At 64.3% G+C, this 22,122-nt stretch carries 20 protein-coding genes; 10 read left to right on the top strand and 10 right to left on the bottom strand.

Annotated features, from left to right (window positions below; genetic code table 11):
- The first annotated feature begins 130 nt into the window (after positions 1-130).
- Positions 131-739, top strand: a complete 609-nt coding sequence (locus tag N3C64_RS13875) for a L,D-transpeptidase (RefSeq protein ID WP_218630359.1) — start codon at positions 131-133, stop codon at positions 737-739.
- 42 nt (positions 740-781) lie between these two features.
- Here the strand turns inward: N3C64_RS13875 and ubiG are convergent, their stop codons facing one another.
- Positions 782-1,525 (bottom strand): bifunctional 2-polyprenyl-6-hydroxyphenol methylase/3-demethylubiquinol 3-O-methyltransferase UbiG, encoded by a 744-nt coding sequence (gene ubiG, locus N3C64_RS13870; protein WP_260014902.1) that lies wholly within the window; start codon positions 1,523-1,525, stop codon positions 782-784.
- 66 nt (positions 1,526-1,591) lie between these two features.
- On the opposite strand from ubiG, the gene pip reads away from it, so the two are divergent.
- The 6 genes from pip (at position 1,592) to infB (ending at position 8,535) form a co-directional block, all read left to right on the top strand.
- On the top strand, positions 1,592-2,563 hold the full coding sequence (pip, locus tag N3C64_RS13865; protein WP_218630361.1) for a prolyl aminopeptidase: 972 nt from the start codon (positions 1,592-1,594) through the stop codon (positions 2,561-2,563).
- A gap of 16 nt (positions 2,564-2,579) precedes the next feature.
- Positions 2,580-3,038, top strand: coding sequence for a tryptophan-rich sensory protein TspO (gene tspO / locus N3C64_RS13860; protein WP_260014901.1), 459 nt, complete (start codon positions 2,580-2,582; stop codon positions 3,036-3,038).
- 133 nt (positions 3,039-3,171) lie between these two features.
- Positions 3,172-3,765 carry a ribosome maturation factor RimP gene (gene rimP / locus N3C64_RS13855; protein WP_218630363.1) on the top strand — a complete coding sequence of 198 codons (594 nt, stop codon included), beginning with the start codon at positions 3,172-3,174 and terminating at the stop codon, positions 3,763-3,765.
- 3 nt (positions 3,766-3,768) lie between these two features.
- Positions 3,769-5,379: a transcription termination factor NusA gene (nusA, locus tag N3C64_RS13850; RefSeq protein ID WP_260014900.1), complete on the top strand. Its 1,611-nt coding sequence runs from the start codon at positions 3,769-3,771 to the stop codon at positions 5,377-5,379.
- Between the two features lies 1 nt (position 5,380).
- On the top strand, positions 5,381-6,010 hold the full coding sequence (locus N3C64_RS13845) for an RNA-binding protein (protein WP_218630365.1): 630 nt from the start codon (positions 5,381-5,383) through the stop codon (positions 6,008-6,010).
- Positions 6,007-8,535, top strand: a complete 2,529-nt coding sequence (gene infB, locus N3C64_RS13840; RefSeq protein ID WP_218630366.1) for a translation initiation factor IF-2 — start codon at positions 6,007-6,009, stop codon at positions 8,533-8,535. Before N3C64_RS13845 ends, infB begins: the two co-directional genes overlap by 4 nt.
- Positions 8,536-8,604: 69 nt before the next feature.
- Here infB and N3C64_RS13835 read toward each other — a convergent pair whose 3' ends face one another.
- The 4 genes from N3C64_RS13835 to N3C64_RS13820 all read right to left on the bottom strand — a co-directional run bounded on the left by N3C64_RS13835 (position 8,605) and on the right by N3C64_RS13820 (position 11,533).
- Positions 8,605-8,736, bottom strand: coding sequence for a hypothetical protein (locus N3C64_RS13835; RefSeq protein WP_260014899.1), 132 nt, complete (start codon positions 8,734-8,736; stop codon positions 8,605-8,607).
- A gap of 88 nt (positions 8,737-8,824) precedes the next feature.
- Positions 8,825-9,217: a (deoxy)nucleoside triphosphate pyrophosphohydrolase gene (locus tag N3C64_RS13830; protein WP_260014898.1), complete on the bottom strand. Its 393-nt coding sequence runs from the start codon at positions 9,215-9,217 to the stop codon at positions 8,825-8,827.
- 50 nt (positions 9,218-9,267) lie between these two features.
- The gene (gene argJ / locus N3C64_RS13825) at positions 9,268-10,668 is read right to left on the bottom strand and encodes a bifunctional glutamate N-acetyltransferase/amino-acid acetyltransferase ArgJ (RefSeq protein ID WP_260014897.1); all 1,401 of its coding nucleotides are present in this window, start codon (positions 10,666-10,668) and stop codon (positions 9,268-9,270) included.
- Positions 10,669-10,687: 19 nt separating this feature from the next.
- Positions 10,688-11,533: a peptidylprolyl isomerase gene (locus N3C64_RS13820; protein WP_218630369.1), complete on the bottom strand. Its 846-nt coding sequence runs from the start codon at positions 11,531-11,533 to the stop codon at positions 10,688-10,690.
- Between the two features lie 185 nt (positions 11,534-11,718).
- Here N3C64_RS13820 and secA point away from each other — a divergent pair, with 185 nt between their 5' ends.
- Positions 11,719-14,388, top strand: coding sequence for a preprotein translocase subunit SecA (gene secA, locus N3C64_RS13815; RefSeq protein ID WP_260014896.1), 2,670 nt, complete (start codon positions 11,719-11,721; stop codon positions 14,386-14,388).
- Positions 14,389-14,586: 198 nt separating this feature from the next.
- Entirely contained in the window at positions 14,587-14,946 is a 360-nt protein-coding gene (locus N3C64_RS13810; protein ID WP_260014895.1) for a hypothetical protein, read from the top strand.
- Positions 14,947-14,953: 7 nt separating this feature from the next.
- Here N3C64_RS13810 and radC read toward each other — a convergent pair whose 3' ends face one another.
- From radC to dnaK, 3 genes are all read right to left on the bottom strand, one after another.
- Positions 14,954-15,718: a RadC family protein gene (gene radC, locus N3C64_RS13805; protein ID WP_260014894.1), complete on the bottom strand. Its 765-nt coding sequence runs from the start codon at positions 15,716-15,718 to the stop codon at positions 14,954-14,956.
- 70 nt (positions 15,719-15,788) lie between these two features.
- Entirely contained in the window at positions 15,789-16,940 is a 1,152-nt protein-coding gene (gene dnaJ, locus N3C64_RS13800; RefSeq protein ID WP_260014893.1) for a molecular chaperone DnaJ, read from the bottom strand.
- Positions 16,941-17,005: 65 nt separating this feature from the next.
- Positions 17,006-18,919, bottom strand: coding sequence for a molecular chaperone DnaK (dnaK, locus tag N3C64_RS13795; RefSeq protein ID WP_260014892.1), 1,914 nt, complete (start codon positions 18,917-18,919; stop codon positions 17,006-17,008).
- A gap of 178 nt (positions 18,920-19,097) precedes the next feature.
- On the opposite strand from dnaK, the gene N3C64_RS13790 reads away from it, so the two are divergent.
- The gene (locus N3C64_RS13790) at positions 19,098-19,733 is read left to right on the top strand and encodes an alpha-ketoglutarate-dependent dioxygenase AlkB family protein (protein ID WP_260014891.1); all 636 of its coding nucleotides are present in this window, start codon (positions 19,098-19,100) and stop codon (positions 19,731-19,733) included.
- 59 nt (positions 19,734-19,792) lie between these two features.
- Here N3C64_RS13790 and N3C64_RS13785 read toward each other — a convergent pair whose 3' ends face one another.
- Both N3C64_RS13785 and mutY read right to left on the bottom strand, forming a co-directional pair.
- A complete protein-coding gene (locus N3C64_RS13785) occupies positions 19,793-20,935 on the bottom strand; it encodes an alkane 1-monooxygenase (protein ID WP_260014890.1) in 1,143 nt (380 codons plus the stop codon).
- 60 nt (positions 20,936-20,995) lie between these two features.
- Positions 20,996-22,042 carry an A/G-specific adenine glycosylase gene (mutY, locus tag N3C64_RS13780; protein WP_260014889.1) on the bottom strand — a complete coding sequence of 349 codons (1,047 nt, stop codon included), beginning with the start codon at positions 22,040-22,042 and terminating at the stop codon, positions 20,996-20,998.
- Between the last annotated feature and the right edge of the window lie 80 nt (positions 22,043-22,122).

The following is a 22,122-nucleotide window of genomic DNA, read 5'->3' as shown; positions in this document are numbered from 1 at the left end:
TCGCATATGGGGGCGCAAACCCACAGTTTCGTGAAACGGGTATATGACAAGGGTTTGATTTGCGTCTGCGGCGTGCACGCAATAATGGTGCGTCGAATCGGCCACGACAGAGCCGGAACGGAGTTCGACCATGACCAGCGTGCGCAAAACCCTCGATCGCCGGGCTTTCCTGAGCACTGCCGTTTTCGCGGGCGCAAGCCTCGCGGCGCCCGCCGGTTTCGCGCAGACGCTCGATGCGGGCGTCGTGCAGCATGAGGAAAACGACTACACCAACATGCGGCGCAATATCTCGAGCTTCCGTGCGCTTGAGTGGCAGCCCTATTTCAGCAACCTCAAGAACGGGGCGATTCTGGTCGATACCGTTTCGCGCGCGCTGCATTACTGGTCCGAGGATCAGTCGATCTATCGCCTCTACCCGACCTCGGTTCCGGTGTCCGAGGAACTGACCCGCCGTGGCCGCACTGAGGTGATCCGCAAGGTCGAAGGCCCGACCTGGTCACCGACCCCCTCGATGAAAGAGCGCAACCCCGACTGGCCGGATTTCGTGCCCGCCGGGCCGGACAACCCGCTTGGCACCCATGCGCTTTACCTGTCGTGGCAGTATTACCGCATTCACGGAACCCATGACACGCGCAAGATCGGGCGCAAGTCGTCGAACGGCTGTATCGGCCTGTATAACGAGCACATCAAGGAGCTGTTCGGATACTCCAAGGTCGGCACCCAGGTGCTGCTGATCTGACCCTTGCGGGATATCGGATGAACGGGGCGCCTTGGGCGCCCCCTATCTTTTGACGCTGGCGGTGACGTAGTTCACCGACAGGTCACGATCCGAGATCGACCAGCGCCAGGCGAGCGGGTTGAACACCATCCCCTTGCGATCGACCGGATCGAGACCCGAGGCGCGGATCAGGCCATAGAGTTCGTCCGGGGTGATGAATTTCGACCATTCATGCGTGCCCTTTGGCAGCCAGCGCATGATCTGCTCGGCCCCGACGATCGCGATCATATAGCTCTTGGCATTGCGATTGAGGGTCGAGCACAGCATCAGCCCGCCCGATTTCAGCAGCCCCGCGCAGGTGTTCACGAAATCCTGCGGCACGGCGACATGCTCGATGATCTCCATCGCCAGCACCACGTCGAACTGCTCGCCCGCGGCGGCGAGATCCTCGGCGGCGCAGTGGCGGTAGTCGATCTCAAGGCCGGATTGCTCGGCATGAAGGCGCGCGACGGGGATGTTGCGCTCGGCCGCGTCGGCGCCCACGACGGTGGCGCCAAGGCGCGCCATCGGCTCAGAGAGCAACCCGCCGCCGCAACCGATATCGAGGATGCGCAGCCCCTCGAAAGGGCGCGGGACCTTCAGGTCGCGCCCGAATTGCGCGGCGATCTGGGTGGTGATGTAATCCAGCCGGCAGGGGTTGAGCATATGCAGCGGCTTGAACTTGCCGTTCGGATCCCACCATTCGGCGGCCATTGCCTCGAATTTCGCCACTTCGGCCGGGTCGATGCTGCTTGCAGCGCCTTGCATGGATCTACCTCTTGAATTCGTCCGGCCCCCATGGCGGGGGCGCTCAACGCGTTATATAGTCTGATCATGGACAGAACCGCAGGGCAAAAGCGCACATCGGGCGCCTTTCTTTACCCGCCGATCGAGCCCTTCGATCAGCGGATGCTCGATATGGGCGATGGCCACCGCATTTATGTCGAGCAGTCGGGCCATCCGCAGGGCCAGCCGGTGATCGTGTGCCATGGCGGTCCGGGGGGGGGATGCAGCCCGCAGATGCGGCGCTATTTCGACCCGGCGCATTACCGCGTGATCCTGTTCGACCAGCGCGGCTGCGGCCTGTCGAAGCCCTTCGCTTCGGTCGAGGACAACACGACCTGGCATCTCGTTTCGGATATGGAGCGGATTCGCAAGACCTTCGGGATCGACGCCTGGATGGTGTTTGGCGGCAGCTGGGGCGCGACACTGTCGCTGATCTATGCCCAGACCCATCCCGACCGGGTGCAGGCGCTGGTGTTGCGCGGGGTCTTCCTTGCGACGCGGGCCGAGCTGGAGTGGTTCTATGCCGGCGGCGCGGGCCAGTTCTTCCCCGACCTGTGGGAGCAGTTCATCCGCCCGATCCCCGACGATGAGCGCGGCGACCTGATCGGCGCCTATCACAAGCGGCTTTTCTCGGGCGATTTCGCCGAAGAGGCGCGCTTTGGCCGCCATTGGGCGATGTGGGAAAATGCGCTCGCCTCGGTCGAATACGACGGCTTTCCCGGCGAGGCGCCCGCCGAGTACGCCCGCGCCTTCTCGCGGCTGGAGAACCATTATTTCAGCAATGCCGCCTTCCTCGAAGAGGATGGCCAGATCCTGCGCGACCGCGCCCGGATCGAGCATATCCCCGCCATCGTCGTGCAGGGCCGGATGGACATGATCTGCCCGCCGATCTCAAGCTGGCGGCTGACGCAGGGCTGGCGGCAGGCGCAGTTGCGCATGGTGCCCGCCGCGGGCCACGCGCTGAGCGAGCCGGGCATCACAGCGGCCCTCGTGCGCGCGATGGACGCGCTGCGGCCCTGAGGGTGGGGAGGCACGCATGACCTTGTCGGGTTACTTCGCCGTGTTTCTGGCAGCCTCCTGCGCGGCGGCGGCGACCGGCATGGTGTTCAAGCCCGGCGATTGGTACGCCGCGCTACGCAAGCCTTCCTTCACCCCGCCCGGCTGGGTGTTTCCGGTGGTCTGGAGCTATCTTTACGTCTCGCTCGCCTATGCCGCCGCGCGGGTCGCCGAGGCCGAGGGCAGCCAGTTTGCGCTTGCCCTTTTCGCGCTTCAGATCGCGCTCAACACGCTCTGGACGCCGGTGTTCTTCGGCGCGCGGCGCATGGCGTTTGGCATGGTTGTGATCGCGCTCTTGTGGGGGGCGGTCGCGGCGATGGGCCTGGCCTTCCTGCGGCTTGATCTGATCGCGGGCTTGCTGGTCGCGCCCTACCTGATCTGGCTGAGCCTTGCGGCCGCGCTGAACTGGCGGATCTGGCGCGACAACCGCGCGCTCTGAAGTTCTGCTTGCGGAATCCCCTGTAAAAGCGTATCTGCACATCAACAGCGGCGTGCCGGGGTCCAAACCTGGCGCCCACCGGAGAAGTGCAACGGGCCGCTCTGGCCCGTTTTTTGTTTTAAAGGATCGGAAGATGACCGACCTGATCGCCAAGACCGCCATCGACCGGCGTCTGGCCGAGATTGTCACCCCCGCCATCGAGGGGTTGGGATTCGAGCTGGTGCGCATCCGCCTTCAGGGCGGACGCCATCCGCTGTTGCAGATCATGGCCGACCGCCCCGAGGGCGGCATCGACGTGGATGATTGCGCCGCGATCTCGACCGCCGTTTCGGCCGTGCTCGACGTCGAGGACCCGATCGAGGAGAACTACACGCTTGAGGTCTCGTCGCCCGGCATCGACCGTCCGCTGACGCGCCTGAAGGATTTCGAGATGTGGGAGGGCTACGAGGCCCGGATCGAGACCTTCGAGCAGATCGACGGGCGCAAGCGCTTCAAGGGTATCCTGCGCGGCACCGAGGGCGACGAGGTGCTGATCGAGATCGATGAGCAGGGCGAGATGGTCACCATCGGCCTGCAATTCGACTGGCTGGCGGATGCCAAGCTGATCCTGACCGACGAGCTGATCGCCGAGATGCTGCGCCAGCGCAAGGATGCGGGCATCATCGACGAGACCCAATTCGACGACATCGAAACCGAAGACACGAATTCCCCCGACGAGGAGAACTGAGAGATGGCAATTACCTCTGCCAACCAACTGGAACTTCTGCAGACCGCCGAGGCCGTCGCGCGCGAGAAGATGATCGACCCGGATCTGGTGATCCAGGCGATGGAGGACAGCCTCGCTCGTGCCGCCAAGTCGCGCTATGGCGCCGAGATGGACATCCGCGTCCATATCGACCGCAAGTCGGGCCGCGCGACCTTCACGCGTGTGCGCACCGTGGTCGAGGACGAGGCGCTGGAGAACTACCAGGCAGAGCTGACCGTCGCGCAGGCCAAGCAGTATCTGGCCGATCCGAAAGTCGGCGACGAGGTCATCGACGAGGTTCCCCCGGTCGATCTGGGCCGCATTGCCGCGCAATCGGCCAAGCAGGTCATCTTGCAAAAGGTCCGTGAGGCCGAGCGTGACCGCCAGTTCGAGGAATTCCAGGACCGCAAGGGCACCATCATCAACGGCGTGGTCAAGCGCGAGGAATACGGCAATATCATCGTCGATATCGGCCGTGGCGAGGCCATCCTGCGCCGCAACGAGAAGATCGGCCGCGAATCCTATCGCCCGAACGACCGTATTCGCGCCTATGTTAAAGACGTGCGCCGCGAGACCCGTGGCCCGCAGATCTTCCTGTCGCGCACCGATCCGCAATTCATGGCGGAACTCTTCAAGATGGAAGTGCCGGAAATCTATGACGGCATCATCCAGATCAAGGCCGTCGCCCGCGATCCGGGCTCGCGCGCCAAGATCGCCGTGCTGAGCAATGACAACTCGATCGACCCGGTCGGCGCTTGCGTCGGTATGCGCGGCTCGCGCGTGCAGGCCGTGGTGGGCGAGCTTCAGGGCGAGAAGATCGACATCATTCCGTGGAACGAAGACACCGCGACCTTCCTGGTGAACGCGCTGCAACCGGCTGAAGTCTCGAAGGTCGTCTTTGACGAGGAAGCCGGCAAGATCGAGGTCGTGGTGCCGGACGAGCAGCTCTCGCTCGCCATCGGTCGTCGCGGTCAGAACGTGCGTCTGGCTTCGCAGCTGACGGGTCTCGACATCGACATCCTGACCGAGGCCGAGGAATCGGCGCGCCGTCAGGCCGAGTTCGCCGAGCGCACCAAGCTCTTCGTCGAGGCGCTGGACCTGGACGAATTCTTCGCGCAGTTGCTGGTGGCCGAAGGCTTCACCAACCTCGAGGAAGTGGCCTATGTCGATATCGACGAGCTGCTGGCGATCGAGGGTGTGGACGAAGGCACCGCCGAGGAGCTTCAGGCCCGCGCCCGCGACTTCATCGAAGAGCAGAACCGCAAGGCCATCGAAGCGGCCAAGGAACTGGGCGTCGAGCAGTCGCTGTTCGATTTCGAGGGCCTGACCCCGCAGATGATCGAGGCGCTGGCCAAGGACGGCATCAAGACGCTGGAAGACTTCGCGACCTGCGCCGACTGGGAACTGGCCGGTGGCTGGACCACGGTCGATGGCCAGCGCGTGAAGGACGAAGGTCTGCTTGAGAAGTTCGACGTGTCGCTGGAAGACGCGCAGGCGTTCATCATGACCGCGCGTATCCAGCTGGGTTGGGTCGATCCGTCGGAACTGGCCGCCGAGGCCGAGGAAGACGAGACCGAGGAAGAGATCGAGGAATAAGATGAGCCGAGGGGGCCGGGAAAAAACATCGGACGTGCCGGAGCGGCGCTGCATCGTCACGGGTGACGTGCAGCCCAAGGCCGGGCTGGTGCGTTTCGTGCTCGGCCCCGATGGCGTGATCTATCCCGACCTGGCGGAGAAGCTGCCGGGTCGGGGCATCTGGGTAACCGCAGAGCGTGAGGCCATCGACAAGGCCGCAGCCAAGGGGCTTTTTGCCCGCGCGGCCAAGGCGCCTGCGAAAGTACCCGAGAACCTCGCCGATATGGTCGAGGATGGCCTTGCACATCGCGTCGTGGAGCTTATCTCTCTGGTGCGCAAATCCGGCAGGGCTGTTGTAGGATTTGAGAAGGTGAAGGGCTGGCTGGCCGAAGGACGCGCTCGTGTCCTGTTTCAGGCCTCCGACGGATCGGACCGCGGAAAGGGCAAGCTTTGGACGCCCGAGGGCGGGCGCTGGTTCGGCTGCCTCACCAGTTCGGAATTGGGTTTGGCTTTCGGCCGCGATCATGCCATACACGGCGCGCTTGCGGCTGGCGGACTCACCCGACGTGTTATAGACGAAGCGGCAAGGCTTGCGGGAATGCGCAAGCAGGACGGCGGCAAACCCGCCCTGAAGGATACGAAGACGGCATGAGCGATACGGACGGAAAGAAACCCTTGGGTCTTGGCGGCGCGCGCCCCGGTCAGGTGAAGCAGAGCTTCTCCCATGGCCGCACGAAAAGCGTGGTGGTCGAGACCAAGCGCAAGAAGGTGGTCGTGCCGAAACCGGGCGCGTCCGGTTCCAAAGCATCGGGCTCGCCGGCGCTTGGTGATCCCTCGAGACGTCCTGCGGGGATCTCGGATGCCGAGATGGAGCGCCGTCTGAAGGCGCTTCAGGCGGCGAAAGCGCGCGAGGTCGAAGAGGCCGCCGCCCGTGCCGCCGATGAAAAGGCCCGCGAGGAAGAGCGCGAGCGTCGCCGCGCCGAGATCGAGGCCAAGGAACGCGAAGAGCGCGAGCGCGAAGAAGCGCTGCGCCTGAAGCAGGAAGAAGAGGAGCGCAAGGCCCGCGAGGCCGAACTGCGCGCCCAGAAGAAGGAAGAGGTCCGCAAGGCCCCGGCCAAGGCCGAGACCCCGGCCGATCCCGCCGCTGCCGAGGCCGCCGCCGCGCGCGCCGCGACCAAGGGCGTTTCGGCCACCGGTCCGCGCAAGACCGACCGCGACCGCGACGAGCGCAGCGCCACCCCCGACCGCGACAACCGTGGTGGCCGTGGCAAGGGCGACGAGGGCCGCCGCGCCGGCAAGCTCTCGCTGTCGGATGTCGATGGCGAAGGCGGGCGTCAGCGTTCGCTGGCCGCGATGAAGCGCAAGCAGGAAAAGGCGCGCCAGAAGGCCATGGGCTTCGGCCAGAAGGCCGAGAAGATGGTGCGCGAAGTTCAGCTGCCCGAAACCATCGTCGTGTCCGAGCTGGCCAACCGTATGGCCGAGCGCGCCGCCGATGTCGTCAAGGCGCTGATGAAGATGGGCATGATGGTTACCGCCAACCAGCCGATCGACGCCGATACCGCGGAACTGGTGATCGACGAGTTCGGCCACAAGGCCGTGCGCGTGTCGGATGCCGACGTGGAACAGGTGATCGACTCGGTCGAGGACAAGGCCGAAGACCTGACCTCGCGCCCGCCGATCATCACGATCATGGGTCACGTCGACCACGGCAAGACCTCGCTGCTCGACGCCATCCGCCAGACCAACGTGGTCTCGGGCGAGGCTGGCGGCATCACCCAGCACATCGGGGCCTATCAGGTCACGACCGAGTCGGGTGCCGTGCTGTCGTTCCTCGATACCCCCGGCCACGCGGCCTTCACCTCGATGCGTGCCCGTGGCGCGCAGGTGACCGACATCGTCGTTCTGGTCGTTGCGGCCGATGACGCGGTCATGCCGCAGACCATCGAGGCGATCAACCACGCGAAAGCGGCCGGTGTGCCGATGATCGTGGCGATCAACAAATGCGACAAGCCTGCTGCGAACCCGCAGAAGGTGCGCACCGACCTGCTGCAACATGAAGTCGTCGTCGAAGAGATGGGCGGCGAAGTGCAGACGGTCGAGGTTTCGGCCAAGACCCGCAAGGGTCTCGATACGCTGCTCGAAGCCATCGCGCTTCAGGCGGAGATCCTCGAACTCAAGGCCAACCCCAATCGCGCGGCGCAAGGCGCGGTGATTGAGGCCAAGCTCGACGTCGGCCGTGGCCCGGTTGCCACCGTTCTGGTGCAGCACGGCACCCTCAAGCGCGGCGATATCTTCGTCGTGGGCGAGCAGTGGGGCAAGGTGCGTGCGCTGATCAACGACAAGGGCGAGCGCGTCGACGAGGCTGGCCCGTCGGTTCCGGTCGAGGTTCTCGGCCTCAACGGCACGCCCGAGGCGGGCGACGTTCTCAACGTCGTCGAGACCGAGGCGCAGGCCCGCGAGATCGCCGATTACCGGATCCAGGCCGCCAAGGACAAGCGCGCCGCCGCCGGTGCCGCGACCACGCTGGAGCAGCTGATGGCCAAGGCCAAGGCTGATGAAAGCGTCGCCGAACTGCCGGTTCTGGTGAAAGCCGACGTGCAGGGTTCGGCCGAAGCGATCGTTCAGGCGCTCGAGAAGGTCGGCAACGAAGAGGTGCGCGTGCGCGTGCTGCATTCGGGCGTCGGCGCCATTACCGAAAGCGACATCGGCCTGGCCGAAGCTTCGGGTGCGCCGGTCATCGGCTTCAACGTCCGTGCGAACGCCCCGGCGCGTGCCTCGGCGAACCAGAAGGGCGTCGAGATCCGCTACTACTCGATCATCTACGATCTGGTGGACGACATCAAAGCCGCCGCTTCGGGTCTGCTCAAGAACGAAGTCCGCGAGCACTTTATCGGCTATGCCGCGATCAAGGAGGTCTTCAAGGTCTCGGGCGTAGGCAAGGTCGCAGGCTGTCTGGTCACCGAGGGTGTTGCCCGCCGTTCGGCCGGTGTGCGCCTGCTGCGCGACGACGTTGTGGTGCACGAGGGCACGCTCAAGACCCTCAAGCGCTTCAAGGACGAGGTCAAGGAAGTCACCTCCGGTCAGGAATGTGGCATGGCCTTCGAGAATTACGACGACATCCGCGCTGGCGATGTCATCGAGATCTTCGAGCGCGAAGAAGTCGAACGCAGCCTCTGAGGCAGTTGAATATCGGAAACGAAAAAGGGGGGCTTTGCGGCCCCCCTTTTGCATTTCGATTGTTTCTTGTCAGGATCTCGTCACGGCCCGACCCGCGTAAAGGCGACCGTCCACGCGGACGACGATCCTTTCGCTGTCGAGTTGCGCCACGAAGGTGCCCTGCACCGAGACACAGCTTCCCACCACGATGGTGCGCAGCATCAGTTCTCCTCCCAAATCCCCTCTGCTGGCTCGATAATCTCACAGCTCGCGCAAAGCGCAAAGCGAAACTATCGGGCGCGGCGCTGGCTTAAAGCCAGTCGCGCAGGATCGGGATCAGGGGCTCGTCCGCCGGGGGCATCGGGTAGCTGTGCAACTCGCGCGCACGCACCCAGGCCAGTTTCTGCCCCTCGCGCGGGGTGACGATGCCTTCCCATCGGCGGCACGCGAACAGCGGCATCAGCAGGTGGAAATCGTCATAGGCGTGGCTGGCGAAGGTCAGCGGCGCAAGGCAGCTGTGCCAGGTCTCGATGCCCAACTCCTCGTGCAGCTCGCGGATCAGCGCGGTCTCGGGGCTTTCGCCTGGCTCGACCTTGCCGCCTGGAAACTCCCACAGGCCCGCCAGTGATTTGCCCTCGGGGCGCTGCGCCAGAAGGATACGCCCGTCCGGGTCGATCAGCGCCACCGCAGAGACAAGGATCACGCGTGCGGGCGGAGGGGGCGGAGGCGCCCCCTCGGGTCCACAGCCACCGCTCACGAGCGATAGTCCGCGTTGATGTCGATGTAGCGATGGGTCAGATCGCAGGTCCAGACCGACTTCTTCGCCTTGCCAAGGCCCAGATCGACGCCGATCACCAGTTCCTGGCCCTTCATATAGGCGCTCGCGGCTTCTTCCGAGTAATCCGGCACGCGCCAGCCGTTCTCGGCCAGGACCATATCGCCAAAGCTGATGCGCAGCTTGTCGCGGTCGGCCTTGGCGCCGGACTTGCCGACAGCGGCGACCACGCGGCCCCAGTTCGCGTCCTGCCCGGCGATCGCGGTCTTGACCAGCGGCGAGTTCGCCACCGCCATCGCGACCTTATGCGCATCCTCGGCGGTCTCGGCGCCGCTCACGCGGACCTCGACGAACTTGGTCGCGCCTTCGCCGTCCTTCACCACCTGATGCGCCAGATCCATCATCACGCCACGTAGCGCGGCCTCGAAATCACGCGCGGCTTTGGAGCGCAGATCGGTGATCTCGGCAGCGGTGGAGCGGCCCGTGGCCGCAAGGATCAGCGCGTCCGAAGTCGATGTGTCGCTATCCACCGTGATCGCGTTGAACGTGTCATCGGTATTGCGCGAGAGCATCTTTTGCAGGTTCTTGGTCGAGATCTTCGCATCGGTGAAGATATAGACCAGCATCGTCGCCATGTTGGGCGCGATCATCCCCGAGCCCTTGGCGATGCCAGCGATCTTGATCGTGCCGCCTTCGCCCGCGATCTCGGCGGCCGAGCCCTTGGGGAAGGTGTCGGTCGTCATGATCGCGCGGGCAGCGGCCTCCATCCCCTTGGGGTCGAGAGTTGCCACCAGATCGCCCACCTTGGCGGTGATGCGGTCATAGGGCAGGGGCTCGCCGATCACGCCGGTCGAGGAGGAGAACACGCGCGAGGCGGGCACGCCGGTCGCCTGCGCGACTGCGGCGGTCACCGCATCCACGGCTTCCTGACCAAGCGCGCCGGTAAAGGCATTGGCATTGCCCGAGTTCACGATGATCGCGGCGCCCGCATCGGCGGCCACCTTCAGCTTGAGCTTCTCCTGGCAATCCAGAACACAGGCCGCGCGGGTCGAGGAGGTGGTGAATACCCCCGCGATCGCGGCACCCGGCGCCACGCGCGCCAGCATCACGTCGGTGCGGCCCGCGTAGCGCACGCCCGCGCCGATGGCGGCGAACTCGACGCCGTCGATCACCGGCAGCGCAGGGAACGCCGCAGGCGCCAGCGGCGAGACCGGGCTGGCCTTCTTGACCTTCGCCTCGACGACGGCCTTGGCCTCGGCAAGCTCCTTGCCGACCTCGGCCACGACCTCGCCCGCCGTGCCCTCAAGCTTGACACGCAGGTCTTTCACCTTGGCCTTGAGCTTGTCGATCTTGGCCTTGAGTTCGCTTTTCTTCGCCATCATGCCCTCCCGAGCCGGATCATTCGCCGAGGATCGCCGCGTCCTTCAGGAGCGCGGGGTCCACACCCTCGGTCATTTTCTCGACCTTCGCTTTTTCAACGGTTTCCGTCACGCGTTTTTCCACGGCGGCCTGGCGCAGATCGCCTTCCAGCTCGGCGCGGACCTCTTCCATCGTGGGGGCTTCGGCCAGACGGGTTTCCATCAGCTTGACGACATGCCAGCCGAACTCGGTCTGCACCGGGCCCTTGACCTCGCCGTCCTTCATCTCGGCCAGCGCATCCGAGAAGGGCTTGACCATCGCCTCAAGCCCGAACCAGCCCAGATCGCCACCGTTGGGCGCCGCACCGTCGGTCGAGTATTGCTTGGCCGCCTCGCCGAAATCGAGCCCGTCCTCGATCTCTTTCTTGATCCGGGCGGCGTCCTCCTCGGTTTCCACGATGATATGCGCGGCGTTGTATTCGCGCGTGGGTTCCGCATTGGCGTATTTCGCCTCATAGGCCGCCTTGAGCGCGTCGTCCGTCACGGCGCCGCCCGCGGTGCGTTCCAGGACCGAATTGGCTAGATAGGCGCGGCGATCGACCTCAAGCGCGATCTCGTCGCGGTGCGTCATCATGTCCTGCCCGATTTCGGCCAGAGCGGTCTGCTGGATCAACTGCTCAAGGATGCCTTCGAACAGAACGTCATCGGGCAGCTGCTGATACTGCGGCGGCAGGCTTTCGCGCACGCTGGCCATGTGACCCAGGGTGATCTGGGTGCCGTTGACCGTGGCCACGACGGTGTCGGCCTTGACCTCTTCGGCCTGAACGGCGCCACCCATGGCCAAAATCACGGCAACAGACCCAAGATATTTCGCGAGTTTCGGCATCAAGGCCACTCCTGCAAGGGCCGCGGCACCCCGCGGCGTTGACACTCTGACGGCAGCCCCTTACATCGCCTAAGGTCCTGTGAAGGCAGCTTCGCCCCATTTTCGTTAGCCGTTCTAGGCGGCAAGCAGGGGCGCGACAAGGTCGCTTGTCACACGATTTGGTCAGATGAACCCGCGGAGAGAACATGCTGGGCCTTGGAACTATCGCAAAGAAGGTTTTCGGCACGCCGAATGACCGCAAGGTGAAATCGGTCCGTCCGCTTGTCGCCAAGATCAACGCGCTCGAACCCGAGTTCGAAAAGCTGACCGATGCCCAGATCATCGAGAAAACGCGCGAGCTTCAGACCCGTGCGCAGGGCGGCGAGGATCTCGACGCGCTGCTGCCCGAAGCCTTCGCCAACTGCCGCGAGGCCGCCAAGCGCGCGCTTGGCCTTCGCGCCTTCGACACCCAGCTGATGGGCGGCATCTTCCTGCATCAGGGCAATATCTCGGAAATGAAAACCGGCGAGGGCAAGACCCTTGTCGCGACCTTCCCGGCCTATCTGAACGCGCTGCCCGGCAAGGGCGTGCATGTCGTGACCGTCAACGACTATCTCGCCCGCCGCGACGCCGAATGGATGAGCAAGGTCTATGGCGCGCTTGGCCTGACCACCGGCGTTGTCGTGCCCTTCCAGCCCGATGACGAAAAGCGCGCTGCCTATCGCTGCGACGTGACCTATGCCACCAACAACGAACTGGGCTTCGACTACCTGCGCGACAACATGAAGGGCTCGGTCGAGGAAATGGCGCAGCGCGCCCATTTCTACGCGATCGTGGACGAGGTCGACTCGATCCTGGTCGATGAGGCGCGCACGCCGCTGATCATCTCGGGCCCCTCGCAGGACCGCTCGGAGCTGTACAACACGCTTGACAAGTTCATTCCCGAACTGACGGCCGAGCATTTCACCCTCGATGAGAAGGGCCGCAACGCGACCTATACCGAGGAAGGCAACGAGTATCTGGAGCGCCGCCTGCACGAGGCCGGCATCCTGCCCGAGGGCCAGTCGCTCTACGATCCCGAAAGCACGACCATCGTGCACCATGTCACCCAGGCCCTGCGCGCCCACAAGCTCTTCCACAAGGACCAGAACTACGTGGTCATGGGCACCGAGGTGATCCTGATCGACGAGCACACCGGCCGCGCGATGAAGGGCCGCCGCCTGTCGGACGGTCTGCATCAGGCGATCGAGGCCAAGGAACGCCTGCCGGTCCAGCCCGAGAACGTGACGCTGGCCTCGGTGACCTTCCAGAACTACTTCCGCCTGTATGAAAAGCTTGCGGGCATGACCGGCACCGCCGCAACCGAGGCCGAGGAATTCGCCGAGATCTACAGCCTGGGCGTGGTCGAAGTACCCACCAACCGCCCGATTCAGCGTAAAGACGAACACGACCGCGTCTATCGCACCGCGCGCGACAAATACGCCGCCGTGATCGAGGCGCTCAAGGAAGCCCATGCCAAGGGGCAGCCGGTGCTTCTGGGTACGACCTCGATCGAGAAATCCGAGATGATCTCGGAGATGCTCAAGGCCGAAGGCATCCCGCACAACGTCCTCAACGCCCGCCAGCACGAGCAGGAGGCCAAGATCGTGGCCGATGCTGGCCGTCTGGGCGCGGTGACCATCGCCACCAACATGGCCGGTCGCGGCACCGACATTCAGCTGGGCGGAAACGTCGAGATGAAGGTGCTTGAGGAACTGGCCGCGCACCCCGAGGCTAACCCCGAAGAGTTGCGTGCGCGGATTGAGGCAGAACATGCCGAAGAAAAGCAAAAGGTGCTTGAGGCGGGCGGGCTGTTCGTTCTGGCCACCGAGCGCCACGAAAGCCGCCGCATCGACAACCAGCTGCGCGGCCGCTCGGGCCGTCAGGGCGACCCGGGGCGTTCGCTCTTCTTCCTGTCGCTCGAAGATGACCTGATGCGCATCTTCGGCTCGGAAAAGCTCGAAGGCGTGCTGACCAAGCTGGGGATGAAGGAAGGCGAGGCGATCATCCACCCCTGGGTGAACAAGTCGCTGGAGCGCGCGCAGGCGAAGGTCGAGGGCCGTAACTTCGACATCCGCAAGCAGTTGCTGAAATTCGACGACGTGATGAACGACCAGCGCAAGGCGATCTTCAGCCAGCGCCGCGAGATCATGGAATCCGAGGATATCGGCGAGATCGCGCAGGATATGCGCCACCAGGTCGTCGAGGATCTCGTCGATCAATACGCCCCGCCCAAATCCTATGCAGATCAATGGGATGTCGAGGGGCTGACGCATGCGGTGCTCGACGGGCTGAACATGCAGCTTCCGATCGCCGAATGGGCCGCCGAGGAAGGCGTCGATCAGGACGTGCTGATCGAGCGTATCGAAGAGGCCAGCGACGCGTTCATGGCGCAGAAGACCGAGACCTTCGGCGTCGAGACCATGCGCACGATCGAAAAGCAGATCCTGCTGCAAACCATCGACACCAAGTGGCGCGAGCATCTTGTGACGCTTGAGCATCTGCGTTCGGTCATCGGTTTCCGCGGCTATGCGCAGCGCGACCCGCTGTCGGAATACAAGACCGAAAGCTTCCAGCTTTTCGAGACGCTGCTGGATGGGCTGCGTTCCGAGGTGACCAAGCGCCTTGGCCAGATCCGCCCGCTGACCGAGGAAGAGCGCGCCGCGATGATGGCCCAAGCCATGCCGCAGCCCGAGCCCGAGGCACCCCCGGCCCCGGCCGCGAAACCCGGCTTCGACGAGAACGATCCAGCGACCTGGGGCGAGCCTTCGCGCAACGATCCCTGCCCCTGCGGCTCGGGCGAGAAGTTCAAGCACTGCCACGGCCGGATCGCTTGACGAAAATATGGCAAAGCTAAGGCGCTCGCCCCGTTCGGTGCGGGCGCTTTTCCATATATAGTTAACCGAACCATAACGGACCCTATATCTAGGGAGAATAGGGTTAATATTTGGTCACTATTGCCCCGCAATCGTCACGGCTTTGCCCGTTTTCAATCCTAGGGTGATTGAAGGGCCACGATTCGGCTGGGGAAAGCCATGCAGAAGCACAAGAACAAGCTGCACAATGCGCGCATTCTGATCGCGACCTTCATGCTGGCCGCCGCGACCGGCAACGTGATGGAAGATGCCGATACCGCGCAGCAGCGCCCGCATCTGCACAATGGTCAGCTTGTCTATGCCACCGAAATCCCGCAGGCACAGGCCGTTATCGCCCGCCCGCGCCTTGCCCTGACCGGCCAGACCATTGGCGGCGTCGCATCGCTGCCAGAGCTTGCGACCCGCGCGCTGACCGATGATATCGGTCTTGTCGCGCTCGAAGCCCCCGGCGAGCCGAAAGCCCCGCAGTTCGGCGGCTTTGGCGGCCCTGTGTCGATCCCCGCTCCGCTGAGCAACTGATCGCCCCCTAAAGATACCCTGACGACCGGAAGCTTAGCTCCGTGTCCTTGCCGATGATCAGGTGATCGTGCAGCACGATGCCCAATGCGTCGGCGGCCATCCTGATGCGGTCCGTCATGGCAATATCGGCCTCGGAGGGCGTCGGATCACCCGAGGGGTGGTTATGCACCAGGATCAGCGCCGAGGCGTTTACTTCCAGCGCGCGCTTGACCACTTCGCGCGGGTAGACCGGTACATGATCGACCGTGCCGCGCGCCTGCTCCTCATCCGCGATCAGGATGTTCTTGCGGTCGAGGTAAAGGACACGAAACTGCTCGACCTCGCGATGCGCCATGGTGGTGTGGCAGTAATCCAGCAACGCCTTCCACGATGACAGCACCGGTCGGTGGATGACCTTCGAACGCGCCAGCCGCTGCGCCGCCGCCTCGACGATCTTGAGTTCCATGATCACGGCGTCGCCGACACCATGAACATCCCTTAGTCGGGGTTCCGAGGCAGACAAGACCCTGCCGAAATCACCAAAGGTATCAATCAGGCGGCGGGCGAGAGGTTTCACATCTTGCCGTCGGATGGCCCGGAACAAGACCAATTCAAGCATTTCGTAATCGGCTAGCGCCGTGGCGCCCCGCTCCACGAAACGTTCTCTGAGGCGTTTGCGATGGTCCCCGATGTAAGAGGGCAGCCGGCCATCGGGGAGCGCAACCGGCGCGGCCTCGTCGGGGTCACCGAAGAGCGGCAGGGGCATTTCGTGAAAGGCTGAGGGTGGCTTCATGCGGCGATCTTGCCGCAGGCTTGGTGAAGAAAGCGTTAAGAAAATGGAAAGGGCGCCCGAAGGCGCCCGTTCAACCTTTCATGCCGTCCCAGAAGCTTTTGACCTTCTTGAAGAAGCTCGCCCCTTCGGGGTTGTTCTCGGCCTCGATCTTCTCGAACTCGCGCAGCAGTTCCTTCTGGCGGGTGGTCAGGTTGACCGGGGTTTCCACCGCCAGTTCGATCACCATGTCGCCGACGCCACCGCCGCGCAACGCGGGCATGCCCTTGGCACGCAGGCGCATCTGGCGGCCCGATTGCGAGCCCTGCGGGATTTTCACGCGCGAACGCCCGCCGTCGATCGTGGGCACCTCGACCTCACCGCCAAGCGCGGCCGAGGCCATGCTGACCGGCACGCGGCAGTATAGATGTACGCCCTCGCGCTGGAAGATCGCGTGCTCGCGCACTTCGATGAAGATGTAGAGATCGCCAGAGGGGCCGCCGCGCATTCCCGCCTCGCCCTCACCGGCAAGACGGATACGGGTGCCGGTCTCGACCCCCGCCGGAATGTTGACCGAGAGCGTGCGTTCCTTCTCGACCCGGCCAGCGCCGTGGCAGGCGCGGCAGGGGTTCTTGACCACCTGGCCTTGGCCGCCGCAGGTCGGGCAGGTCCGCTCAACCGTGAAGAAGCCGTTTTGCGCGCGCACCTTGCCCATGCCCGAGCAGGTCGGGCAGGTCTGCGGTTCGGCCCCGCCTTCGGCGCCGGTGCCGTTGCACGACGAACACTGGGTCGAGCCCGGCACGGTGATGGTCTTCTGTGCGCCTTTGAACGCCTCCTCCAGCGTCACACGCATGTTGTAGCGCAGGTCCGAACCTCGCGCCGCGCGCGAACGCCCGCCGCCGGGGCCGCCGCGCCCACCCATGAAATCGCCGAACAGATCCTCGAACACATCCGAGAATGCCGAGCCGAAATCGCCCTGCGCAAACCCGCCGCGCGGCCCGCCACCACCACCCATGCCGCCCTCGAAGGCCGCGTGACCGAAGCGGTCATAGGCCGCCTTCTTGTCGGCGTCCTTGAGCACGTCATAGGCCTCGTTCGCTTCCTTGAACTGGGCCTCGGCCTCGGGATTGTCCTGGTTGCGGTCGGGGTGAAGCTCTTTTGCCTTCTTGCGATAGGCCTTCTTGATCTCTTCGGCCGAGGCACCTTTGGCGATGCCCAGAACCTCGTAGAAATCACGCTTTGCCATTGCAGAATCCCCTTGGGGGAACAAGGGAACGGGCCCCGCAGGGCCCGTTCCTCAGGTTCCTGCGCTTACTTGCGCTTGTCTTCGCCCATGTCCTCGAAATCGGCATCGACGATGTCGTCGTCCACGCCGCGCGGGCCATCCTCGTCTGCATCGGCATTGCCGCCTTCGGCAGCCTGCGCCTTGTAGATCGCCTCGCCCAGTTTCATCGCGGCGTCGGTCAGGTTGCTGATGCCACCCTTGATCTTGCCGGCGTCGTCGGACTTGAGCGCCTCTTCAAGCGCGTTGGCAGCCAGTTCGATCGCCTCGACGGTCGAGCCATCCACCTTGTCGCCATGCTCTTCGAGCGACTTGCGGGTCGAGTGCAGCAGGCTTTCGGCCTGGTTCTTGGTCTCGACCAGTTCCTTGCGCTTCTTGTCGGCTTCGGCATTGGCCTCGGCGTCGCGCACCATCTTGTCGATGTCCTCATCCGACAGACCGCCCGAGGCCTGGATCGTGATGTTCTGCGACTTGCCGGTACCCTTGTCCTTGGCCGAAACCGAGACGATGCCGTTGGCGTCGATGTCGAAGGTCACCTCAATCTGCGGCATACCGCGCGGTGCGGGCGGGATGTCTTCAAGGTTGAACATGCCGAGGATCTTGTTGTCGGCCGCCATCTCGCGCTCGCCCTGGAACACGCGGATCGTCACCGCGTTCTGGTTGTCCTCGGCGGTCGAGAAGATCTGCGACTTCTTGGTCGGGATCGTGGTGTTGCGGTCGATCAGGCGGGTGAACACGCCACCGAGCGTTTCAATACCAAGCGACAGCGGCGTCACGTCGAGCAGGACGACGTCTTTCACGTCACCTTGCAGAACGCCGGCCTGAATCGCCGCGCCAAGCGCCACGACCTCGTCGGGGTTCACGCCCTTGTGGGGCTCCTTGCCGAAGAACTTGGTCACTTCCTCGACCACTTTCGGCATACGGGTCATACCGCCGACCAGAACGACCTCGTCGATCTCGTCCTTCGAGACGCCCGCATCCTTCAGCGCCGCCTGGCAGGGCTTGAGCGAGGCCTTGATCAGGTCGCCCACAAGGCTTTCCAGCTTGGCACGGGTCAGCTTCATCACCATGTGCAGCGGCGTGCCGGTCGAGGCATCCATCGAGATGAACGGCTGGTTGATCTCGGTCTGCTGGCTCGACGAAAGCTCGATCTTGGCCTTTTCCGCCGCCTCTTTCAGGCGCTGGAGGGCCATCTTGTCCTTGGTCAGATCGGCGCCATGCTCCTTTTTGAACTCCTCGGCGAGGTAGTTCACGATGCGCATGTCAAAGTCTTCGCCACCCAGGAAGGTGTCGCCGTTGGTGGATTTCACCTCAAACAGGCCGTCGTCGATCTCAAGGATGGTGATGTCGAAGGTGCCGCCGCCAAGGTCATAAACCGCGATGGTTTTCGATTCTTTCTTGTCGAGACCATAGGCAAGCGCGGCCGCCGTCGGCTCGTTGATGATGCGCAGCACCTCAAGGCCCGCGATCTTGCCGGCGTCCTTGGTGGCCTGACGCTGAGCGTCGTTGAAATAGGCCGGCACGGTGATGACGGCCTGCGTCACGGTCTCGCCCAGATAGCTCTCGGCGGTTTCCTTCATCTTCTGCAGGATGACGGCCGAGACCTGCGCGGGCGAGAATTTCTCACCCTTCACTTCGACCCAGGCGTCGCCATTGCCGCCATCGACGATCGAGTAGGGAACCAGCTTGCGGTCCTTCTCGACCTCGGCGTCGGTCACGCGGCGACCGATCAGGCGCTTGACGGCGAAAACGGTGTTGGTGGGGTTGGTGACAGCCTGACGCTTGGCGGGCTGGCCCACAAGGCGTTCGTTGTCGGTATAGGCGACGATCGAGGGCGTGGTGCGCGCCCCTTCCGAGTTCTCGATCACGCGGGGTTGCGAGCCGTCCATGATGGCGACGCAGCTGTTGGTCGTCCCAAGGTCGATCCCGATCACTTTGGCCATGTCTTTACCTCTTCTTTCGGCGATTTGGCGGGTTCGGGTCCCGTAAGGCCCCCGATCCCAATCCCAGGGTTTCGGTTCAAATGTCGGCGAACGGCGCATGTCCGTTTCCGGCTTCCCGGCGTATATAAGGAGGGTAAAAAGCCCCTGCAAGAACCGCGACCCGGGAAGATCGCAACAAATGAACGATTCCGCCGAAAGCGCGCCCAAACGCCCCGATCCGCAAGAAATCCGAGGATTTCAGCACTTTCCGGGCTGGCTGACAGCGCCAGAACAGCAAGCGCTTGTCGCGCAGATCCGCGCGGTGGTTGCCGCTGCCCCGTTTTTCTCGCCGATGACGCCCTATGGCAAGCCGATGTCGGTGCGCATGACCTCGGCGGGGCGCTTCGGCTGGGTCTCCGATCGGCGCGGCTACCGCTATTCGGAAACCCACCCCTCGGGCACACCGTGGCCCGCGATTCCGCCCATGCTGACCACCATTTGGAATGCGGTCTCCGGCACCGATCGCCAACCCGAATGCTGCCTGATCAACTTCTACCCCGAGGGTGCGCACATGGGCCTGCATCAGGATCGCGACGAGGCAGATTTCACCCAGCCGGTCGTCTCGGTCAGTCTGGGCGATGACGGTCTTTTCCGCATCGGCAACCAGACGCGCGGCGGTTCCACCCAAAGCCTCTGGCTGCGCTCGGGCGATGTGCTGGTCATGGGCGGGCCCGCGCGCCTCACCTACCACGGCATCGACCGCGTCGCGCCGGGCACCTCGACCCTTCTGCCCAAAGGCGGACGTATCAACCTGACGATGCGGGTCGTCACCTGATCCTCTTCAATGTGGTGAAAATATCCCGCGGGGGTCCGGGGGCGCGAAGGCCCCGGCGCTCAGACCGAGCCGCGCGGCATCGGGTTTGCGCCCCTGTTGTAGGGCTTCCAATCCGCAACCTCCGGGTAATGCTGCCGTCGCCAGGCGCGTACACGGGGGTTCATGCGCCGCCGCCACAGCGGCGGAACCATCGCCATCAGTGCCATCAGCGGATAACCAAGCGGCAGCTGCGGCGCCTCGTTCTCGGTATAGGTCTGCAGCAGCGGGAAGCGGCGATCAGGCTTGGTATGATGATCCGAATGGCGCTGAAGATTGATCAGGAGCCAATTCGTCGCCCGATGATCGGCGTTCCACGAATGATGCGGCCGCACCGGTTCATACCGCCCCTCGCCGCGATAGGCGCGGGTTAGCCCGTAATGCTCAACGTAATTCGTCAGCTCCAGCTGCCACACGGCGATGAACGCCTGATAGAGGAACAGCCCGAGCCCGATCCAGCCGCCGATCGCATATGCCAGCGCCAGCGCCGCCAGTTGAAGCGCGCCATAGCGCCAGAACGGATTGCTGCGGTGCCAGGAAAAACGCCCCGCTCGTGCCAGCCGCAGCATCTCGGCCCGCCAGGCCGATCCGGGGCAGGCGCGCAGCACGCGCAGGAAATAGCGATAGAAACCCTCATTATAGCGCGCGCTGACCGCATCGCGCGGCGTGCCGACCCAGAGGTGATGAACCTGCAAATGCTCGGATCGGAAATGTGAATAAAGCACCATCGCCAGCAGCAGATCCCCCAGCCAGCGCTCAAGCTGCGGCTTCTGGTGCATCAGCTCATGCGCATAGACAATCCCGATCGTCCCCGAGATCACACCCAGACCGAAGAACAGCCCCACCGTTTCGGAGGGGCTCAGATGATCGCTGCGGGTGACATACCAGATCGCGCCATAGATCACCGCGAACTGGATCGGGAACCAGATCAGCGTGATCAGCCGATACCAGAACAGATCTGCCTCGGGCGTCGAGACATCGGGCTGGTCAGTATTGCGGCCCAGAAGCTGGTCGAGCAGGCTCACCAGCCACCACGCATAGGCGGGCAGCAACAGCAGCGTCCAGCCGCCGAAACGCGCCTCGATCACCGCCAGAGGCACGGTGCCAAGCGACAGCCAGAAAGGCAGCGCGCGGATCGGTTTGCGGATTTCCTCGGGGCTCGACATTGGGGCCTCATGCATACGGGGCGATCATAGCGCGCCCGGCCTGCGCCGCAATCGTTGCCGCTACGGCGTCATGGCGCTTTGCGCCGCGTCCCAGACCTTGCGCATCAGCGTGGGCAGGTCTGCGGGCCGGAACGCCGCGCGCGGGGTGAATCCCTCACCTTCGGCGCGCGCCACCATCACCCGCAGGCGCAGGTGGAAATGGGTAAAGGTGTGGCGCACCTCGGCGGGTGCTTCGATCCATTCGGCGGTCAGCGGCGGGTTGGGGTGTGGCGCCTCGACCCAGTCCGAGCCAGGAAAACCGAGCGTGCCGCCCAGAAGCCCTTTGTCGGGTCGCCGCTCCAGCAGCACTCCGCCCGATGGATCGAGCGCGACATAGGCAAAGCCTGCGCGGGTCGGCTTCTCGGGCTTCGGGGCCTTGCGCGGCAGGGTCTCGGCGACACCCTGCGCTGCCGCAGCGCAAAAGCCGCGCAACGGGCAGAGCGCGCAGACCGGCTTGCGCGGCGTGCAGATCGTGGCGCCCAAATCCATCATCGCTTGCGCATGATCGCCGGGCCGTGTGCGCGGGGTCAGCCGCGCGGCCAGTGCGGTCAGCTCGGGCTTGGCGACTGGCAGGGGCGTCTCGACCGCCCAGAGGCGCGCAACCACACGCTCGACATTGCCATCGACGACGGTCGCGGGCTCGTCATGGGCAATGGAGGCAATGGCGGCGGCGGTATAAGGGCCGATCCCGGGCAGGGCGCGCAGCCCGTCGGCTGTGTCGGGGAAGTGCCCGCCGTGATCCTGTGCGACCGCGCGGGCGCATTTGAGCAAGTTGCGGGCCCGCGCGTAATAGCCGAGCCCCGCCCATTCGGCCATCACATCGGCGTCCTCGGCCCCGGCCAGCTCCTCGACCCGTGGCCAGCGTTCGGTGAAGCGTCGGAAATAGTCGCGCACGGCGGCAACGGTGGTCTGTTGCAACATGACTTCTGAGAGCCATACGCGATAGGGATCGGGGCGCGCGCCCGCCGCGCGCTCGGCCGGGCCGACACGCCATGGCATCACGCGCGCCGCGCGGTCATACCACGCCAGCAGCGCCGCGCCGGCTGCGCTCTCGTCCTCGTCACGCAATCTTTATGCCTCCGCCTTGACCATTGTGCTGGCAAAGCCCCGCAGGGCGCATAAGATAACCGCGAAAATCGGGAATGACA

It is taken from the genome of Sedimentimonas flavescens, assembly GCF_025154035.1.
Taxonomy (GTDB): Bacteria; Pseudomonadota; Alphaproteobacteria; order Rhodobacterales; family Rhodobacteraceae; genus Rhodobacter; species Rhodobacter flavescens.
Note: the sequence above shows the minus strand (reverse complement) of the source record. Positions and strands in the feature narration are given on the sequence as shown.

What these genes read in the sequence shown, in the direction of transcription:
- N3C64_RS13875 (WP_218630359.1), top strand. Translation starts at nt 131, where the DNA reads ATGACCAGCGTGCGCAAAACCCTCGATCGCCGGGCTTTCCTGAGCACT.
- ubiG (WP_260014902.1), bottom strand. Translation starts at nt 1,525, where the DNA reads ATGCAAGGCGCTGCAAGCAGCATCGACCCGGCCGAAGTGGCGAAATTC.
- pip (WP_218630361.1), top strand. Translation starts at nt 1,592, where the DNA reads ATGGACAGAACCGCAGGGCAAAAGCGCACATCGGGCGCCTTTCTTTAC.
- tspO (WP_260014901.1), top strand. Translation starts at nt 2,580, where the DNA reads ATGACCTTGTCGGGTTACTTCGCCGTGTTTCTGGCAGCCTCCTGCGCG.
- rimP (WP_218630363.1), top strand. Translation starts at nt 3,172, where the DNA reads ATGACCGACCTGATCGCCAAGACCGCCATCGACCGGCGTCTGGCCGAG.
- nusA (WP_260014900.1), top strand. Translation starts at nt 3,769, where the DNA reads ATGGCAATTACCTCTGCCAACCAACTGGAACTTCTGCAGACCGCCGAG.
- N3C64_RS13845 (WP_218630365.1), top strand. Translation starts at nt 5,381, where the DNA reads ATGAGCCGAGGGGGCCGGGAAAAAACATCGGACGTGCCGGAGCGGCGC.
- infB (WP_218630366.1), top strand. Translation starts at nt 6,007, where the DNA reads ATGAGCGATACGGACGGAAAGAAACCCTTGGGTCTTGGCGGCGCGCGC.
- N3C64_RS13835 (WP_260014899.1), bottom strand. Translation starts at nt 8,736, where the DNA reads ATGCTGCGCACCATCGTGGTGGGAAGCTGTGTCTCGGTGCAGGGCACC.
- argJ (WP_260014897.1), bottom strand. Translation starts at nt 10,668, where the DNA reads ATGGCGAAGAAAAGCGAACTCAAGGCCAAGATCGACAAGCTCAAGGCC.
- N3C64_RS13820 (WP_218630369.1), bottom strand. Translation starts at nt 11,533, where the DNA reads ATGCCGAAACTCGCGAAATATCTTGGGTCTGTTGCCGTGATTTTGGCC.
- secA (WP_260014896.1), top strand. Translation starts at nt 11,719, where the DNA reads ATGCTGGGCCTTGGAACTATCGCAAAGAAGGTTTTCGGCACGCCGAAT.
- N3C64_RS13810 (WP_260014895.1), top strand. Translation starts at nt 14,587, where the DNA reads ATGCAGAAGCACAAGAACAAGCTGCACAATGCGCGCATTCTGATCGCG.
- radC (WP_260014894.1), bottom strand. Translation starts at nt 15,718, where the DNA reads ATGAAGCCACCCTCAGCCTTTCACGAAATGCCCCTGCCGCTCTTCGGT.
- dnaJ (WP_260014893.1), bottom strand. Translation starts at nt 16,940, where the DNA reads ATGGCAAAGCGTGATTTCTACGAGGTTCTGGGCATCGCCAAAGGTGCC.
- dnaK (WP_260014892.1), bottom strand. Translation starts at nt 18,919, where the DNA reads ATGGCCAAAGTGATCGGGATCGACCTTGGGACGACCAACAGCTGCGTC.
- N3C64_RS13790 (WP_260014891.1), top strand. Translation starts at nt 19,098, where the DNA reads ATGAACGATTCCGCCGAAAGCGCGCCCAAACGCCCCGATCCGCAAGAA.
- N3C64_RS13785 (WP_260014890.1), bottom strand. Translation starts at nt 20,935, where the DNA reads ATGTCGAGCCCCGAGGAAATCCGCAAACCGATCCGCGCGCTGCCTTTC.